The following is a 16,220-nucleotide window of genomic DNA, read 5'->3' as shown; positions in this document are numbered from 1 at the left end:
AGGGGGCAAACGGTTAAACGTCGCAGGGTAGATCGAAAACGACCTGTGCGGTGACGCAAGGGACATGTTCGAACAGTTCAGTTGCCTGCGCAGGCCATTTGCCTATCTCTTAGTCCAAACACGAAAGGGCATAGGATGGGTTTTCTCGACAACGGCACATGGCGCGACGAATGGTACGACACCGAATCGACGGGCGGTAAATTCGTGCGCACGACGGCTGCCTTTCGAAACTGGATTACGGCTGATGGATCGGCTGGACCAACTGGCGAAGGTGGGTTCAAAGCCGAAAGCGGTCGCTATCACCTATACGTGTCCTACGCCTGTCCTTGGGCGCACCGCACGCTCGTGTTCCGTGCAATCAAGGACCTGACCGATCACATCAGCGTCTCTGTCGTGCACCCTCACATGCTGAGCGATGGCTGGACCTTTGACACCGATTTTAACGGCGCAACAGGCGATACCCTCTTTGGCCTGCCATTTCTGCGCGACATCTACACTCGAACTGATCCAACCATCTCTGGACGCGTTACGGTGCCGATCCTCTGGGACAAAGAACGTCAGACGATTGTCTCTAACGAAAGTTCAGAGATCATCCGGATGCTCAATTCCGCTTTCAATGGCATCACTGGAAATACGGACGACTACTGGCCAGAAAGCCTGCGCGATCAGATCGAGGCGTTGAACGAACGCATCTACGACACGGTAAACAACGGCGTTTACAAGTCAGGCTTTGCCACCAGCCAATCCGCGTATGAAGAAGCCGTAGGCCCTTTGTTCGACAGCCTCGATTGGCTCGAAGGCATCCTCTCGACCAACCGTTATTTGACAGGCGACACCCTGACCGAAGCCGATTGGCGCCTCTGGACGACACTCGTGCGTTTCGACGTTGTCTATCATGGCCACTTCAAATGTAATCGTCGTAAACTGATCGAATATCCGAACCTCTGGGCCTACACCCGCGAGCTCTATCAGTTCGAAGGCGTGGCAGAGACGACCCATTTCGACCACATCAGCCACCACTATCACTACAGCCACGACACGATTAACCCGCACCGCATTGTCCCCGTCGGGCCTGATCTGGACTGGAACACACCACATGGACGCGGATAGTGGCATCTTGGTCGTGTCCTGACCTGTACAGACGAAGTTGACGTCCTACTCTTGTTTCGCGACGCCCAATCGGGTTGAAAAGGCGCGAAGCAAGAGGATGATCAATGACCAGCTGGATTACCATATGTGCAGGGTGCAAGCGCGCTGATTGGGGAGAGCGCAGCATGGACAAAACCGACGGTGAAGCCTTTGCTGAACTGATCGAAGCCGCTGCGCAACCTGCTGGCATCAACACTCGCCGCGTTACCTGCACCATGGGATGCGAACGTGCCTGCAACGTGATCGTTCAAGGCGCAGGGAAAATCAGCTACTCCCTCGGCATGTTTGACGCGACTCCGTCCGATGCTCAGGCAATCGTGGACTATGCCGTCATGCATTCAGAAAGCGAAACGGGCCAAGTTCCTTTCCGCCAGTGGCCTATCGGCGTCAAAGGGCACTTTGTCTCTCGCCACATTCCATTGCCGGAGCAGAACTGATGGCCCGCGATCACGGTGGTGGCGTCGATGCCGCTGTCGCAAAATGGGGCGGCCATCGCTCTGACTGGGTTGATCTGTCGACAGGGATAAACCCAGTCCCCTACCCCGTTGGTGATATTTCGGCGGTTGCGTGGAATACTCTTCCTGACAGCGGTGCTATGGATCGGCTCATATCTGCCGCACGTGCGTTTTGGAACGTGCCCGAAGGTGCTGAAATCCTACCCGCCAATGGTGCCTCTGCGCTCATAGCTCGAATGCCCAGCCTGTCAGATAGCAACAGCACATATATTCCAACGCCCACCTACAACGAGCATGCGGCAGCTTTTGATGCAGCGGGCAAGCTCGGCAATGGCGATACCGTACAAGCGTCGAACCATGTTTACGTTCATCCGAACAATCCCGATGGCAAACTCTGGTCCAGTGACATTTTCGGAGACCGCCCTCTAACCGTGATCGACGAAAGCTTTTGCGACGTTTGGCCCGAACAATCCCATATCGCCCGCGCCGCGGACGAGGGAATTGTCATTCTCAAGAGCTTTGGCAAATTCTGGGGCCTCGCAGGTTTGCGTTTGGGGTTCATGATCGCTGCCCCGTCGTTCATCGATCGGATGAAAGCGCTACAAGAACCGTGGTCCGTGAATGGCCCAGCTCTCGAGATTGGTGCGAGAGCTTTGCGAGACACCTCATGGGCCGTCGAAACGCGGGTCAGGTTGAATGAGGACGCACAACGCCTCGACAATCTTATGCTGCGCAAAGGAGCAAAGCTGGTCGGCGGAACGCCACTCTTTAGGCTCTACAATGTCGATGATGCCGCACATTGGCAAAATCGTTTGGCCGAAAATCATGTCTGGTCACGCATTTTCCCCTATTCGAAAACGTGGATCCGCCTTGGTCTTCCTGCGCCCGACCAATGGGATCAACTAGAGGCCGCGCTATGAGCGTTCTGTTGGCCATGGTGTTGGACGCGATTTTCGGAGAGCCAAAGTGGCTCTGGTCGCACTTTCCGCATCCTGCGGTTCTGATGGGGAAATGCGTCAGTTTCATCGACACGTCGTTTAACAAAGGCACCCATCGCAAAGACAAAGGCATCGCGTCCTTCGCCATTCTCGTCGTGGTGTTCGCACTATTGGGCATGGGCCTTCAGGATTTACCAGGTTTCTGGGCCGAAGCGATCGTCGGCGCAATGCTCCTCGCGCAGAAGTCGTTAGTGGAACACGTTGCAGACGTAGCCAAAGGACTGCGTACCTCGGTCGAGGCAGGTCGTGCCTCTGTTGCCATGATCGTTGGGCGTGACACCGCCGAACTCGACGAACCCGCTGTCGCTCGCGCAGCAATCGAAAGCGCTGCCGAGAATTTTAGCGACGGCGTGTTGGCGCCGTTGTTCTGGTTTGCGGTTGGCGGGCTGCCCGGCCTTTTAATCTACAAGATCACGAACACCGCAGACAGCATGATCGGATACCGAACCCCGCGCCACGAACAATTCGGATGGGCTGCAGCGCGGTTCGATGACCTGCTCAACCTCATTCCAGCTCGTCTGACCGCCATCCTGTTCATCGCACTCAAACCGAACCTATGGAAATTCTCACCAATCCGTAAGGATGCAGGATTGCACCGTAGCCCGAACGCTGGATGGCCAGAGGCAGCCCTTTCTCGTGTCCTCGGGATCGCCCTTTCGGGTCCACGCGCATACCACGGCGAAATGCGCGATTATCCGTGGGTCAATGCAGATGGACGGAAAGACGCCACCGCAGAAGACGTAGACCGTGCCGTGCGTGAACTCTGGTGGGCATGGGGCATCGCATGTGTCGTGATTTTGGGCATCACGTTTATCTAAGGTTGCATGCGCCGATCCGACTGATACCCTCTCGCCAAACTGTTGGAGGTCCCATGCGTTTTATTTTGCCTTTCATCGCCGCCCTTTGCGCAACTTCGGCACAGGCCACGACCTGCGGCGGTTCTTTCGCGAATTTCGTGGAGGGTCTCAAACAAGAAGCCGTAGCGAGCGGCCATGATCGCGGAACCGTCGATCAGTTCTTTGCGAACGCAAGCCAAGACGATGCTGTTCTTCGGGCTGACCGTCGGCAAGGTGTTTTCCAAAAGGACTTTATCGACTTCTCGCGCAGTCTCATTTCCCAAAATCGGGTCAACAACGGCGCGATCTATTCAGACCGTTTCGATTCCGTTTTCGACCGCATAGAACGCGAATATGGCATCAATCGCGGGGTTCTCTTAGCGTTTTGGGCGTTTGAAACCGATTTCGGTCAGGTCCAAGGCGATTTTAACACTCTCAATGCGCTTGTGACTCTATCTCACGACTGTCGCCGACCAGAACTGTTCCGCCCGCAAGTGATGGCTGCCCTTACACTATTCGAACGCGGGGATTTTAGCCCGACGAACACCAGAGGCGCTTGGGCTGGCGAAATCGGGCAGGTGCAGATGCTACCCAAAGACATTCTTGAAAACGGTCGCGATGGCGATGGGGACGGTCACGTAGACCTTAAAGGATCTTCGCCTGATGCGCTAATGTCTGGTGCTGCGATGCTGTCGTCGCTCGGCTGGCGCGCTAATGAACCGTGGCTACAAGAAGTCACCGTTCCCGCGGACCTCGACTGGTCGCTCACAGGTCTAAATCACGAAATGTCAGGGCACGACTGGGCGAATTTAGGCGTTCAAGGTCGCAGCGGGTCCATCGCCAATTTGCCTGCGTCGGTCCTCTTACCAATGGGCCGTAAAGGTCCAGCCTTCCTCGCCTATCCGAATTTCCATGTCTATTTCGAATGGAACAAATCGATGGTCTATGTGACCACCGCGGCTTACTTTGCAACCCGCCTAGAAGGGGCTCCAGCCTATAACGCAGGAAACCCCGACCCTGCGCTGAGCGGCGACGAAATCATGACCCTGCAGCGTCGACTAGAAGCCCGCGGTTACGATGTAGGCGGGGTCGATGGGATCATAGGTGAAATGACCCGCGAAGCCGTTCAGACAGAGCAAGAACGGCTCAGTTTGCCAGCTGACGCTTGGCCAACGCGCGATCTGTTGAACCGCCTCTAATCGATGGCTGACTGGGGAATATGCACTACGATAAAAGCCCCACTGGCCGAGGTGGAGGCCTTTGTCGCCTATCACTTGTCCATCGGGGTTGCGCATATTTGGCTCCACTTCGATGATCCGGCCGACCCAGCTGCCGCTGCGTTTGAGGGTCATCCACAGCTGACAATTATCCGATGCGACGAGGCGTATTGGATTAACCTCCTCGGTTCGCGCCCTGACGCGCACCAGCCCCGCCAAGCCGCGAATATGAAGCGGGTCTACGACGCCGCGCCATTGGAATGGCTCGTACATATCGACGTGGACGAGTTTATCTATACCGACGAACCGATTGGCTCTGTGTTGGATACAGCATCCGATTGCATGGTCCGCATGCGCCCTTGGGAGGCCGTGCATTCCCCTACAGGGCTTCCTGTTTTCGATGCGAACCTGTTCCGCGCACCGCTCAAAGGCAAAGAACACCGCCAACGCTGGCGGCAGTCGTTTCGGCAGTTTGCCCCCGCCCTGCGCAAGGGCGCACTGAGCCATGTCGCTGGAAAGTCATTCTTCCGAACAGGGCGCGATGATCTTGAACCGAGAATTCATGGGGCTTGGGTTGATGGGCAACAACTACGCGGCATTCCGTTTCATGACGGTATCAAACTGCTGCATTTCCATGCCCAAAATCGCGCTGATTGGATCGCGCGCCTCCCCTATCGGCTCGAACACGGCGGGTATCGCGGCAATGAAGAAATGAAGCGTCACCTTGACGGCGCTAGTGTCGAAGACATCGCCGCATTCTACGATCAGGTGATGACAATTAAACCGTGGCTCGCCCTGAAATTGGCCGAGGAAAACTTGCTCATTGAGGCAAACTTAGACCTGCCAGCCAAGGTCGCTGCCTTTAGGCAACCATAGCTTCAGCCTTCTTAAGATCAACACTGACAAGCTGGCTAACCCCTTGTTCTTGCATTGTTACCCCAAACAAACGGTCCATCCGCGCCATCGTCACCGCGTGGTGTGTGATGATCAAGAAACGCGTGTTCGTCTGGCGTGTCATCTCATCCAAGAGGTCGCAGAACCGCGTCACGTTCGCATCGTCCAATGGCGCGTCAACTTCGTCCAGAACACAGATCGGCGCGGGGTTCGCGAGGAACACAGCAAAGATCAACGCCATCGCAGTCAAGGTTTGTTCACCACCCGACAACAACGAAAGCGTCGACAGTTTTTTACCTGGTGGTTGGCACATGATCTCAAGACCCGCTTCGAGCGGGTCATCGGATTCGACCAGAACCAGCTTTGCCTCGCCACCACCAAACAGGTGAGTGAACAGCATGCCGAAGTTCTCGTTCACCTGCTCAAAAGCGGTCAAAAGGCGTTCGCGACCCTCGCGGTTCAGACCAAAGATCCCCTGCCGCAGAGCTTTGATCGCTTCTTCCAAATCCACTTTGTCGCCAGTGAGTTTGTCGTATTCGGTTTGAACCTCAACCGCGTCTTCTTCGGCCCTAAGGTTAACAGCGCCCAGCGCGTCGCGCTGACGCTTATAACTATTTACCTGAACTTCGATTTCTTCGGCAGGTGGCATCTTATCTGGATCAACGTCCAGCGCATCGAGGAGCTTATCAGGCGTCGTTTCCTGCGCCTCCATGATCCGTTCGGCCGCGTAAGCTACAGTTTCGCGAGCGGCCTCGTTTCGGGCCTCAGCGCGGGCGCGCGCCTCACGCGCCTCAGATGCCAGACGTTCACAATCCCGTTCAGCCATTTGCGCGTCACGCAGTGCCGTCTCAGCTTCTGCCAGGTTGTCTGCAGCCCCTTTGCGGCGCTCCTCTGCTTCTTCGATCGCGTGAGCCAGTTCATCGCGCTTGGCAGCAATTTCCTCTGGCGCCTCATTGGCCTCATAGAGCGCCTCTTCGCTCTCCGCCTTGCGCTCTTCCAATTCGGACGTGCGTTTCGTTGCCGTATCCAAACGGTGGCGCCATCCGCTGATCTCTTTGGTGATTTCCTGAGACCGTTTTAGACGCGCGTCACCCTCACGACGCACTTCATCAAATGCCGCGCGTTTGGTCATCATCATCATGCGGGCGGCTTCGACGGTCATCTTGACGTCCTCAACCGCTGCTCTCGCATCCGCCAAATCTGGCAAAGCCCGAGCGGTCGCCTCGGCCTCTGACAGCGCCTTGCGCGAAGCCATCGCTTCTTCTTCATGGCGACGCAGAGCAAGGCCAGAACTTTCCCGTTTCCCCTCGGACAGGTTGCGCTCCGCTTCAGCACGCGACAGGGCACGAGCGGCATCCGCAACCTGTTGATCTGCGGCACGACGCGCGGTGCGCGCCATTTGGTCCGCTTGCGTTAGCTTCTCGAGCCGCATTGTCACGTCTTCGTGGGCGATACGCGCGGCATCTGAACGCTCGGTCGCAACCTCCAAATCGGCTCGAAGTTCGTTCAATCGGTTGATCTGTTGCAAACGAAGCGCCGCCGCCGAAGGGGCATCTTCGGCCCCAGCACGGAACCCATCCCAGCGCCAAAGATCGCCTTCAACGCTGACCAGTCGTTGCCCAGGCTGCAGATCGACTTGGAGCCGCGCACCATCTGCCGCATCGACCAGACCGACCTGCCCCATACGGCGAACCAGAACGTCAGGTACATCAACGTAAGTGGTCAAAGGCTCGACCCCCGGCGGCAATTCTTGGGGCGCAGAATAGGCAGGCAAAGCCGCCCAGCCAGATTTAGCATCAGCACCAACCGCAGGCGCACGCAGGTCATCAGCCAATGCTGCACCCAGCGCCTTTTCATAGCCCGACTTCACCGACAACAAATCGAGGATCTGACCACCCTCTTTCGCGTCACGTTCGACCAATTTCGACAATGCCGCCACTTCGGCACGCAGCGCATTAGCCTCACCCTCAGCCGCCGACCGCAAGGCCCGCGCATCAACCTCATGCGATTGACCATCTGCACGGGCAGCTTCGGCCTCAATCAGCGTTTCTTCGGCATGTTCAGCCGTCGCGCGGGCAATCTCTTCGGCCTCTTGTGCCATTTCGAAATCAGCTTCGGCTTTTTCCAATGCAGCCTCAGCGTCAGCCATGGCCGTGCGGGCACGAGTTGCGTCTTCTTCTGCCTTTGCCAAAGTTTTGCGGCTGTCTTCAATCAACCTCTGCGCAGACTGGTGACGAGCCGCCAAACGGGCCACATCCTCTGTCTGCTCAGACATCATCGTTTCGCGATCCTGCAAGGTCGCCGCGGCCTCACGCGCAGCGGCCTGCGCAGCCTCAAGGCGGCCTTCATGACCCTGCCCAGCTTTCGCGATTTCACGCTGCTCCCATTCGAGCCGTTCAATCGTTTCGCCCGCGTCCTTATTCAGTCCCGCCTCGCGTTCGATATCCCGCGCCAATTGATCGATACGGTTTTTCAGGGTCTGTATTGTTTCAAGCGCCCGCGCCTCTTGATCCTTTAGCGCATCGCGCTGAACCTGAAGGCGTTGCAACACCGCCGATGCGATGGCTTCTTCTTCGCGTAGGGCTGGCAGCGCATCCTCTTTTTCTGTGCGCAATTTCCCTGCAGAACGCGCGTTCCCTTCGGCCTGAGACGCCTCAACGGTCCGCTCTCGCAAAACCTCCACCGCTTTCATGCGAGCTTCTTCGGCTTCCTTCCAGCGGCGATAGAGCAACATGCCCTCAGACTGACTCAGCTTCTCACCGATTTCACGGTAGCGCGCTGCCTGACGTGCCTGACGCGCCAATTGCTGCAACTGGTTCGACAATTGCTCAATCACATCATCAACGCGTTCGAGGTTCGCCTCTGCGGCTTTAAGCTTTAGCTCGGCCTCGTGGCGACGTTGATAGAGCCCAGAAATGCCTGCCGCTTCTTCGAGGATGCGACGACGTGCCTTGGGTTTCGCGTTGATCAGTTCTGAAATTTGCCCTTGGCGAACCAAGGCAGGGGAATGAGCCCCCGTCGACGCGTCTGCAAACAGCATCTGCACATCGCGAGCGCGAACGTCTTTGGTGCCAACCTTATAGGCCGAGCCGATATCGCGGGTAATCCGACGAACAATCTCTAGGTTATCCGCATCATTAAACGCCGCGGGCGCCAGCCGCTCTGCGTTATCGATCACCAGCGACACTTCGGCAAAGTTTCGAGCGGGCCGCGTCGCAGCCCCCGCGAAAATCACGTCTTCCATCCCGCCGCCCCGCATGGCGGTCGGACGGTTTTCACCCATAACCCAGCGCAAGGCCTCAAGCAGGTTGGATTTACCGCAGCCGTTCGGCCCAACAACGCCCGTTAGACCGTCCGCAATGATAAGATCGGTCGGATCAACAAAGCTCTTAAAGCCATTGAGACGCAGCTTGGTAAACTTCACGCGGAAAACTCATATGATTCTGAACGTTTCATATTTTGGCGACCCTTGCCCTCTAGAGTCAACGAAACCACCCAGCATGTGGCGGATTTGGGCGAGTTATCCACAAAATATCGAAATCACACAGACCTATATCCTTTGAGATCGCGACGTTTGGACCATCCAACATGTCGCGAATCTGCCTTGACGAAGGGCCTGTCAAAATCGCACAAAGAGATGTTCGGTGCCTCACCACGTACGCAAAGCGTCAGAGGATAACCGGGAATGCGGTAAGGCCGGATCCCATCCGGAGGGCCAATTCCGCAGCCGCCCCCGCGACTGTATGCGGCGAGCGTGCCCCTAAAAACCACTGGGAAACCGGGAAGGTAGGGGAAACGCAGCGACCCGCGAGCCAGGAGACCGACCGAGCAAAGTTAGAAACCATCCGTCGGGTGTGACGGAACAGGAGAAGAAATATGACCAAAGTTTTCGCTATCGCGCGCATCAACTCTGAAGTGATGTCCATCGCTGCTGCTGCAATCCTCGGCCTCGGCCTCGTTTTCGCAGCTGGCCTGAGCCACTCGGCTACCGCGCACGATCTGACGCACGACTCGCGTCACTCGATCGGCTTCCCCTGCCACTAAGGCAGCGCTGCTGATCCAATGAGCAAAAAGATTTTAACCAGCGCGTTGTTCGCTGGTCTGGCTGCGGGGGCTCTCGCAGCCCTTCTGCAATTTACCTTTGTCGTCCCTGTGATGATGGAAGGTGAACTTTATGAATTTGGTGATCGGGTTCACTTTACTGACCTCGGCCCCATGTCGCCTGCCGGCCGTCCAGATGTCTGGGCAGAGTTGCCACGGCACTTTTCGACCTTCGCAAGCAACCTTGTGACATATACGGGCCTCGCCTTTATCATGGTCGCGCTGTTCGCAATCGTATCTAAGCGGGGCGTGAAAATTTCTGCTCGCGCTGGATTGGTTTGGGGGCTTTGCGGGTTTTTCGCAATGAACCTTGCGCCAGCGTTCGGTCTGCCACCTGAACTCCCTGGCACAGCGAGCGCAGATTTGGATATTCGTCAATACTGGTGGCTTGCCACGGTTGCTGCAACGGCAACGGGTCTCGGTCTTTTCGCGTTTGGGAAGATGAATGCCCACTATGCCCTCGCAGTTATCCTGATCGCGCTTCCGCACCTCATCGGCGCACCGCACTTGGATACCTACTATGGCTATGCGCCGCCTGAACTCGGGTCACTGTTTGTTGCTCGCAGCCTCGGGGTCGCAGCAATCGCTTGGCTATCGCTCGGCTATTTCGCGGGCGCCCTCTGGGAACGCGACTAGGCGGGAATACGTCCGATCAAACAGAACCGCAGTTGGCCGATGGACCTGACATCATTCACGATGCCATCCTCGGCCTCTGCATAAAGTCGGGCGAATTCTGCGATCTCTTCGGCCTGCGTGTCAGGATCAACGCCAGAGAACAGATACGCGGCCTTACCCGTTGCACGAAATGAAACGGTGACGGGTTTGCCACAGACGATCATGCAGTCTGTTGTTGCGACCTCGGCCTGCACCATAGACCGCAGCTGATCCGCCAACGCGGCCCCTTTGGGCGCAGCGCCGGATTGGCAACTTTCACAAATGGTGATGCGATCCGCCATCGCCTTTCCTTTCCCGCCCATTCGGGCCAAATATACGCGACCCATAACGGAGCCCGCCATGCCTGCCAAGATTCCCGCAACCGTCGTCACCGGCTTTCTCGGTGCTGGTAAGACCACGTTGATCCGCCACATCCTGCAAAATGCCAAGGGCAAACGTATTGCTCTCATCATCAACGAATTCGGTGATTTGGGCGTTGACGGTGACATCCTCAAAGGCTGCGGCGAAGAAACCTGCACCGAAGACGACATCATGGAGCTGTCGAACGGTTGCATTTGCTGCACCGTTGCCGATGATTTCATTCCGACCATGGAGAAACTGCTCGAGCGGGACAACAAACCCGACCACATCGTGATCGAAACCTCTGGCCTTGCCCTGCCCCAGCCCTTGGTACGTGCGTTCAACTGGCCTGGCATTTCGACCAAAGTGACTGTGGACGGCGTTGTAACCGTGGTTGACGGCAAAGCTGTCACCGAAGGCCGTTTTGCGCACAGCGTCGAAGCTGTTGATGCACAGCGCAAACTGGACGAGAACCTAGATCACGAAACACCGCTGTCTGAACTCTTCGAAGACCAGATCGCCTGCGCTGACATGATCGTAGTGAACAAAACCGATCTTTTGTCCGCAGAAGAAGTTGATGCGCTCACCGCTCAGCTCAAGTCAGAGAGCCGCGATGGTGTTCAGGTTGTCAAAGCATCTATGGGTGCACTCCCCGTCGACATTTTGCTCGGTCAAGGTATCGGCGCTGAATCCGACCTCGAAGCGCGTCATGAAATTCACCACCATCATCACCACCATGATGACGACGATCACGATGACGACCACGATGATCACGACCACGAACATGAGCACGGCCATGACGAGTTCGAATCCTTCGTTGTCACCCTGCCAGAAGTGACCGACGCAAAGGCCTTTGCGGCACAGGTCGTTGACGTCATCAAAGCGCACGACATCCTGCGTCTCAAAGGGTTCGTCGCTGTTGAAGGCAAACCGATGCGCATGACACTGCAGGCCGTCGGCCCGCGCATCGAAACCTATTTCGATCAGCCTTTCTCGGGCACTCGTGAAACCCGATTGGTTGTCATTGGCGAAGCAGGTCTCGACCGAGCGGCGATTGAGGCAGCGCTGTCCGCATGATCATCGTCGAACGGAACAGCCCCAAAGACCCACAGGCGAGTGCGCTGCTCAAACAGTCGCACGCCCTGATGGAGGAGTTGTTCCCACCAGAGGACAACTTTTTCCTCGATATCGATGAGCTTTGTGTTCCGTCGATCCGGTTCTTTACCGCGCGGATCGGCGACACAATTGTCGGCACAGGGGCGCTATCCATCAAAGAGGGATATGGCGAGGTGAAATCGATGTTCACGTCATCAGACGCCCGCGGCAAAGGCGTAGCCTCTGCTCTTCTTCGGCAGATCGAAGACGAAGCACGGGACGAAAAGCTAGAATGGTTGCGGCTGGAGACAGGAAACCTCCTCCACGCCGCGCACCGTGTCTATGAACGCCACGGGTTCACCCGCTGCGGTCCGTTCGGGGATTACCCCGATGCGGCCTCCTCCATCTTTATGGAAAAGCCGCTTTGACCTTACTCGGCCTTCTTTTCGGCAGCGGCTTTTTTCATCCGTTCCAAAAGTGCGGCTTTGTCGTTCTTTCCGCCAAACGGGTTCTTATCTGTTCCCTTGGCGTTATGCTCTTTGTGACGCGGTTGACCCTTCGGTCCCTTAGCGCCACCCGATTTACTGTAATCCATGATGCGGCTCCTTTGCCGCGCTGATGCCCGAAATCAAGGCTTTAGACAATGCACCTCTTGGCAGCGACCCCCGGAAATATCGATGACAAAGAGCCTGTCGATCTAGGCCAAACCCCTGCTGATGTGGTGGTCATCTCTGCGGCTGACACCGAATTGGCTGCTTTGTCAGAGGCGCGGGCGGAAATGACCGATGCACCATCGCTGCGGCTCGCATCGATGATGAACCTGATGCACCCAATGTCAGTAGACCTGCATTTGGATGATTGCGCGACGAAATCCCGAATCGTGATCGCGCGGGTGTTGGGTGGCGCGGGTTACTGGAAATACGGGTTGGAACAGTATGCGGCTCGCTTGCACGAGGCTGGCATTCCGTTCGCCGCTCTGCCCGGTGACGACAAACCAGACGCAGAACTGCGGGATATTTCGACCGTTCGCGGCGCGGACTACGACGCATTGTGGAGCTACCTTGTCGAAGGCGGCCCACAAAACGCGGTAAACTTCCTCGCTTATGCCAAATCTCTCATCGATGGCGGCGAAAAACCTGCGGCGGCCTCTCCGCTCTTGCGTGCGGGTATTTACTGGCCTGGCCTTGGTATTTCGAATCTTACCGATCTGAAAGCATCATGGAATCTTGATGCGCCAGTCGTGCCGATCGTGTTTTACCGTGCATTGGTTCAAGGCGCTGGCCTCAACCCGATCAATCGACTGACAAAGTCGCTGATGCGCGCGGGCCTCAACCCGATGCCCATTTTCGTGGCCTCGCTCAAAGACCCCGTTTCTGTCGCGACCCTCGAACAATTGTTCACCAGTTGCCCGCCAGACGTCATCCTGAACTGCACCTCTTTTGCAGTCGGCAGCCCTCATGCTGATGAATCTGCGCCTAATCCTCTCGCCGCGCCATTTGCAAACGACGCCCCTGTGTTTCAGGTCGTTCTGTCCGGTGGTTCCGAAGAAGCCTGGGCCGACGGCCTGACTGGTCTTTCGGCACGCGACATCGCCATGAACGTCGCCTTGCCAGAGGTTGATGGCCGCATTCTATCACGCGCCATCAGCTTTAAGGGCCAAGCTTATTTCGACGAAGCCACGCAATGTCCCGTTGCGGCCTATCAAGCACGCGGTGACAGGATCGATTTCGTCACTCAACTGGCTAGCAACTGGGCCACCCTTCGCCGCACCGCGCCCAAAGACCGCAAGATCGGCATCGTTCTCGCCAACTACCCGAACAAAGACGGTCGTCTTGCGAACGGGGTTGGCCTCGACACACCCGCGGGCACAGCTCATACGCTCGCTCTTCTTGCGGCCGCTGGATACCAAACGGAAACGCCAGACAGTCGCGCGCTTATGGATCGCATCACGGCGGGTCCGACCAACTGGCTCACTGATCGCGCTGAAAAGGCCGGCGGCGAAGTGCTTTCGCTGCCCGATTACCTTTCGCACTTCAACGCGCTGCCTTGGGACGTGAAACAACGCATCACCGACCGCTGGGGCACGCCCGAAAGTGATCCCTTTGTCACCGACGCTGGCTTTGCCTTGTCGATCCATAGCTACGGCAACGTCGTCGTCGGCATCCAGCCTGCACGAGGCTATAACATCGATCCGACAGAGACTTACCATTCTCCCGACCTCGTGCCGCCGCACAACTATCTCGCCTTCTATTTCTGGCTCAGACACCACTTGGGCGCTCATGCGATCGTGCACATGGGCAAGCACGGAAACCTAGAGTGGCTTCCGGGGAAATCACTCGCCCTGTCCGAATCATGCCTCCCCGAAGCGATTTTCGGTGCGACGCCCCACGTTTACCCGTTCATCGTAAACGATCCCGGTGAAGGGACACAGGCCAAGCGGCGGACAAGCGCCGTGATTATCGACCACCTGACACCGCCCCTCACCCGCGCCGAGAGCTACGGTCCCCTGCGCGACCTCGAAGCACTGGTGGACGAATACTATGAGGCGGCAGGTGTAGATCCCCGTCGTATCGACACTCTGCGTCGTGAAATTCTGTCGCTCTCAGACGTGACGGGCCTTTCAACTGATGTCGGAATGACGGGCGATCAGGACACGGACCTAGCCAAACTCGATGCGTATCTTTGCGAACTGAAGGAAGCGCAAATCCGCGATGGGCTCCATATTTTCGGGCAATCCCCGACGGGGCAACAGGCGCTCGACCTCGCTATCGCTCTGGCCCGCGTACCACGTGGTGATGGGGTGGGGCCAAATGCGTCCCTTCTACGGGCACTGGCAGATGACCTCGCGCTCGGCTTTGATCCGCTCAGCGCTGACCTAGGCACCGCTTGGGACGGCCCCCGCCCTGATGTTCTGAATACGGGCGGCACTTGGCGGACAACAGGCGATACCGTCGAACGCCTCGAGGAGCTAACCCAAAAGCTGCTCCGCGATGGGGGCTGGGGTGATGAGGCCCCAGAACAGATTGACCCCATCGGCCCTGCCTCCTCAGCAGTCGTAGCTGAAATCCTGAACACCATTCGTCCGATCATTAACGCCTGCGGTCCCGACGAAGGCTCGGCTTTGCTTGCTGCGCTCGACGTTCGCGCGGTCGCTCCTGGACCTTCTGGCGCCCCGACCAGAGGACGGTTGGACGTTCTGCCAACGGGTAAGAACTTTTACTCCGTCGATAGCCGCGCTGTCCCGACACCTACCGCATGGAAGCTCGGCTGGAAGTCCGCGAACCTGCTCATCGAAAAACACCTTCAGGATCACGGCGACTGGCCGCGCACGATGCTTGTGACCGCATGGGGAACGGCAAACATGCGGACTGGCGGTGATGATATCGCTCAAGCGCTGGCGCTCATGGGCGTCAAACCCACGTGGGACAGCGCGAACCGCCGCGTGACTGGGTTCGACGTCCTGCCTGAGGGCGTGCTTGGCCGTCCCCGTGTGGATGTCACCCTCCGCATTTCGGGCTTCTTCCGCGATGCCTTCCCTCAGTTGATCGCTTTGGTGGATAGCGCCGCGCGCGCCGTTCAGGCCTTGGACGAAAGCGACGACCAAAACCCCGCCGCAGCCCGCGCACGCCGTGGCGAAGGTCAATCGCGCGTCTATGGCTCCAAACCGGGGGCCTATGGCGCGGGCCTGCAGGCTCTTATCGACGAACGTGTCTGGAACGACAAAGCTGACCTTGGGAATGCTTACATCGAATGGGGCGGCTACACCTACGGCGCAAAGGACGAAGGAACCGCCGACCATTCAGGGTTCCGTCAACGCCTCTCGCAGACGGAAGCAATCGTGCAGAACCAAGACAACAGAGAACACGACCTGCTCGACTCTGACGATTACTACCAATTCGAAGGCGGTGCGGCGGCAGCGATCAGCACCCTGCAAGGGCAAGACCGACCGATCTATCACAACGACCACTCACGTCCCGAACGGCCGGTTATCCGCACCCTCGAAGACGAGATCGGTCGCGTGGTCCGCAGCCGCGTCGTGAACCCAAAGTGGATCGAAGGCGTCAAACGCCACGGCTACAAGGGCGCGTTCGAGATCGCGGCCACTGTCGACTATATGTTCGCCTTTGCCGCAACGACTGGTGCGGTGCGTAACCATCATTTCGATCTGGTCGAAGCCGCATTTCTAGAAGACGACGACACCCGCGAGTTTATCGAAGAGGTAAACCCTGCGGCCCTGCGCGAAATCGCAGATCGGCTTCAGGAAGCGATTGATCGTGGGCTGTGGCAACCGCGCTCTAACTCTGCAAGGGCTCGCATCGCAGAGCTAAGAGCGTAGGGATTAGATCGTCGAAAGTGCTGCAACGCCGATATAAAGAACTAAAACGGCCAAAGAAAAATACTGCATACTTGCCCCCAAGTAGAATTATGGCCGCGCTATGTCGCAGGTGCGAAAGAACTTGT

14 protein-coding genes and 1 riboswitch are annotated in these 16,220 nt (G+C 57.3%); of the genes, 11 read left to right on the top strand and 3 right to left on the bottom strand.

Annotated elements, in window-relative coordinates; translation table 11 throughout:
• The first annotated feature begins 135 nt into the window (after positions 1-135).
• The 6 genes from QWY83_RS02450 to QWY83_RS02425 all read left to right on the top strand — a co-directional run bounded on the left by QWY83_RS02450 (position 136) and on the right by QWY83_RS02425 (position 5,531).
• A complete protein-coding gene (locus QWY83_RS02450) occupies positions 136-1,110 on the top strand; it encodes a glutathione S-transferase family protein (RefSeq protein WP_249946125.1) in 975 nt (324 codons plus the stop codon).
• Positions 1,111-1,214: 104 nt separating this feature from the next.
• Positions 1,215-1,586, top strand: a complete 372-nt coding sequence (locus QWY83_RS02445; protein WP_249946126.1) for a DUF1636 family protein — start codon at positions 1,215-1,217, stop codon at positions 1,584-1,586.
• Entirely contained in the window at positions 1,586-2,524 is a 939-nt protein-coding gene (locus tag QWY83_RS02440) for a threonine-phosphate decarboxylase (RefSeq protein WP_249946127.1), read from the top strand. The genes QWY83_RS02445 and QWY83_RS02440 overlap by 1 nt, the downstream gene beginning before the upstream one ends.
• Entirely contained in the window at positions 2,521-3,420 is a 900-nt protein-coding gene (gene cbiB, locus QWY83_RS02435) for an adenosylcobinamide-phosphate synthase CbiB (protein ID WP_249946128.1), read from the top strand. Before QWY83_RS02440 ends, cbiB begins: the two co-directional genes overlap by 4 nt.
• 53 nt (positions 3,421-3,473) lie before the next feature.
• Entirely contained in the window at positions 3,474-4,637 is a 1,164-nt protein-coding gene (locus tag QWY83_RS02430; protein WP_249946129.1) for a lytic murein transglycosylase, read from the top strand.
• A 3-nt stretch (positions 4,638-4,640) separates the two neighbouring features.
• The gene (locus tag QWY83_RS02425; protein WP_249946130.1) at positions 4,641-5,531 is read left to right on the top strand and encodes a glycosyltransferase family protein; all 891 of its coding nucleotides are present in this window, start codon (positions 4,641-4,643) and stop codon (positions 5,529-5,531) included.
• Here the strand turns inward: QWY83_RS02425 and smc are convergent.
• The gene (smc, locus tag QWY83_RS02420) at positions 5,518-8,973 is read right to left on the bottom strand and encodes a chromosome segregation protein SMC (protein WP_249946131.1); all 3,456 of its coding nucleotides are present in this window, start codon (positions 8,971-8,973) and stop codon (positions 5,518-5,520) included. The two genes, QWY83_RS02425 and smc, sit on opposite strands and share 14 nt — an antisense overlap.
• A 201-nt stretch (positions 8,974-9,174) precedes the next feature.
• A riboswitch (cobalamin riboswitch) is annotated at positions 9,175-9,392 on the top strand.
• Positions 9,393-9,425: 33 nt separating this feature from the next.
• On the opposite strand from smc, the gene QWY83_RS02415 reads away from it, so the two are divergent.
• On the top strand, positions 9,426-9,593 hold the full coding sequence (locus QWY83_RS02415; RefSeq protein WP_067552109.1) for a CbtB domain-containing protein: 168 nt from the start codon (positions 9,426-9,428) through the stop codon (positions 9,591-9,593).
• An 18-nt stretch (positions 9,594-9,611) separates the two neighbouring features.
• The gene (locus QWY83_RS02410; RefSeq protein ID WP_105234038.1) at positions 9,612-10,286 is read left to right on the top strand and encodes a CbtA family protein; all 675 of its coding nucleotides are present in this window, start codon (positions 9,612-9,614) and stop codon (positions 10,284-10,286) included.
• Here the strand turns inward: QWY83_RS02410 and QWY83_RS02405 are convergent.
• Positions 10,283-10,651, bottom strand: coding sequence for a DUF1636 family protein (locus QWY83_RS02405; protein ID WP_249946132.1), 369 nt, complete (start codon positions 10,649-10,651; stop codon positions 10,283-10,285). The genes QWY83_RS02410 and QWY83_RS02405 overlap by 4 nt on opposite strands.
• Before the next feature lie 13 nt (positions 10,652-10,664).
• On the opposite strand from QWY83_RS02405, the gene cobW reads away from it, so the two are divergent.
• Positions 10,665-11,741, top strand: coding sequence for a cobalamin biosynthesis protein CobW (cobW, locus tag QWY83_RS02400; RefSeq protein WP_067552102.1), 1,077 nt, complete (start codon positions 10,665-10,667; stop codon positions 11,739-11,741).
• On the top strand, positions 11,738-12,187 hold the full coding sequence (locus QWY83_RS02395; protein WP_249946133.1) for a GNAT family N-acetyltransferase: 450 nt from the start codon (positions 11,738-11,740) through the stop codon (positions 12,185-12,187). The genes cobW and QWY83_RS02395 overlap by 4 nt, the downstream gene beginning before the upstream one ends.
• A gap of 2 nt (positions 12,188-12,189) precedes the next feature.
• On the opposite strand, the gene QWY83_RS02390 is transcribed toward QWY83_RS02395, so the two are convergent.
• Positions 12,190-12,354, bottom strand: a complete 165-nt coding sequence (locus tag QWY83_RS02390) for a hypothetical protein (protein WP_167668761.1) — start codon at positions 12,352-12,354, stop codon at positions 12,190-12,192.
• 48 nt (positions 12,355-12,402) lie between these two features.
• Here QWY83_RS02390 and cobN point away from each other — a divergent pair, with 48 nt between their 5' ends.
• On the top strand, positions 12,403-16,095 hold the full coding sequence (gene cobN / locus QWY83_RS02385) for a cobaltochelatase subunit CobN (protein WP_249946134.1): 3,693 nt from the start codon (positions 12,403-12,405) through the stop codon (positions 16,093-16,095).
• Positions 16,096-16,220 lie beyond the last annotated feature (125 nt).

It is taken from the genome of Marivivens donghaensis (assembly GCF_030410045.1).
Taxonomy (GTDB): Bacteria; Pseudomonadota; Alphaproteobacteria; order Rhodobacterales; family Rhodobacteraceae; genus Marivivens; species Marivivens donghaensis.
Note: the sequence above shows the minus strand (reverse complement) of the source record. Positions and strands in the feature narration are given on the sequence as shown.

Excerpts from the sequence above, each read along its gene's own strand:
- QWY83_RS02440 (WP_249946127.1), top strand. The coding sequence starts at position 1,586 with ATGGCCCGCGATCACGGTGGTGGCGTCGATGCCGCTGTCGCAAAATGG.
- cobN (WP_249946134.1), top strand. The coding sequence starts at position 12,403 with ATGCACCTCTTGGCAGCGACCCCCGGAAATATCGATGACAAAGAGCCT.
- cobW (WP_067552102.1), top strand. The coding sequence starts at position 10,665 with ATGCCTGCCAAGATTCCCGCAACCGTCGTCACCGGCTTTCTCGGTGCT.
- QWY83_RS02390 (WP_167668761.1), bottom strand. The coding sequence starts at position 12,354 with ATGGATTACAGTAAATCGGGTGGCGCTAAGGGACCGAAGGGTCAACCG.
- QWY83_RS02410 (WP_105234038.1), top strand. The coding sequence starts at position 9,612 with ATGAGCAAAAAGATTTTAACCAGCGCGTTGTTCGCTGGTCTGGCTGCG.
- QWY83_RS02445 (WP_249946126.1), top strand. The coding sequence starts at position 1,215 with ATGACCAGCTGGATTACCATATGTGCAGGGTGCAAGCGCGCTGATTGG.
- QWY83_RS02395 (WP_249946133.1), top strand. The coding sequence starts at position 11,738 with ATGATCATCGTCGAACGGAACAGCCCCAAAGACCCACAGGCGAGTGCG.
- QWY83_RS02425 (WP_249946130.1), top strand. The coding sequence starts at position 4,641 with ATGGCTGACTGGGGAATATGCACTACGATAAAAGCCCCACTGGCCGAG.
- cbiB (WP_249946128.1), top strand. The coding sequence starts at position 2,521 with ATGAGCGTTCTGTTGGCCATGGTGTTGGACGCGATTTTCGGAGAGCCA.
- QWY83_RS02430 (WP_249946129.1), top strand. The coding sequence starts at position 3,474 with ATGCGTTTTATTTTGCCTTTCATCGCCGCCCTTTGCGCAACTTCGGCA.
- QWY83_RS02415 (WP_067552109.1), top strand. The coding sequence starts at position 9,426 with ATGACCAAAGTTTTCGCTATCGCGCGCATCAACTCTGAAGTGATGTCC.
- QWY83_RS02450 (WP_249946125.1), top strand. The coding sequence starts at position 136 with ATGGGTTTTCTCGACAACGGCACATGGCGCGACGAATGGTACGACACC.
- QWY83_RS02405 (WP_249946132.1), bottom strand. The coding sequence starts at position 10,651 with ATGGGTCGCGTATATTTGGCCCGAATGGGCGGGAAAGGAAAGGCGATG.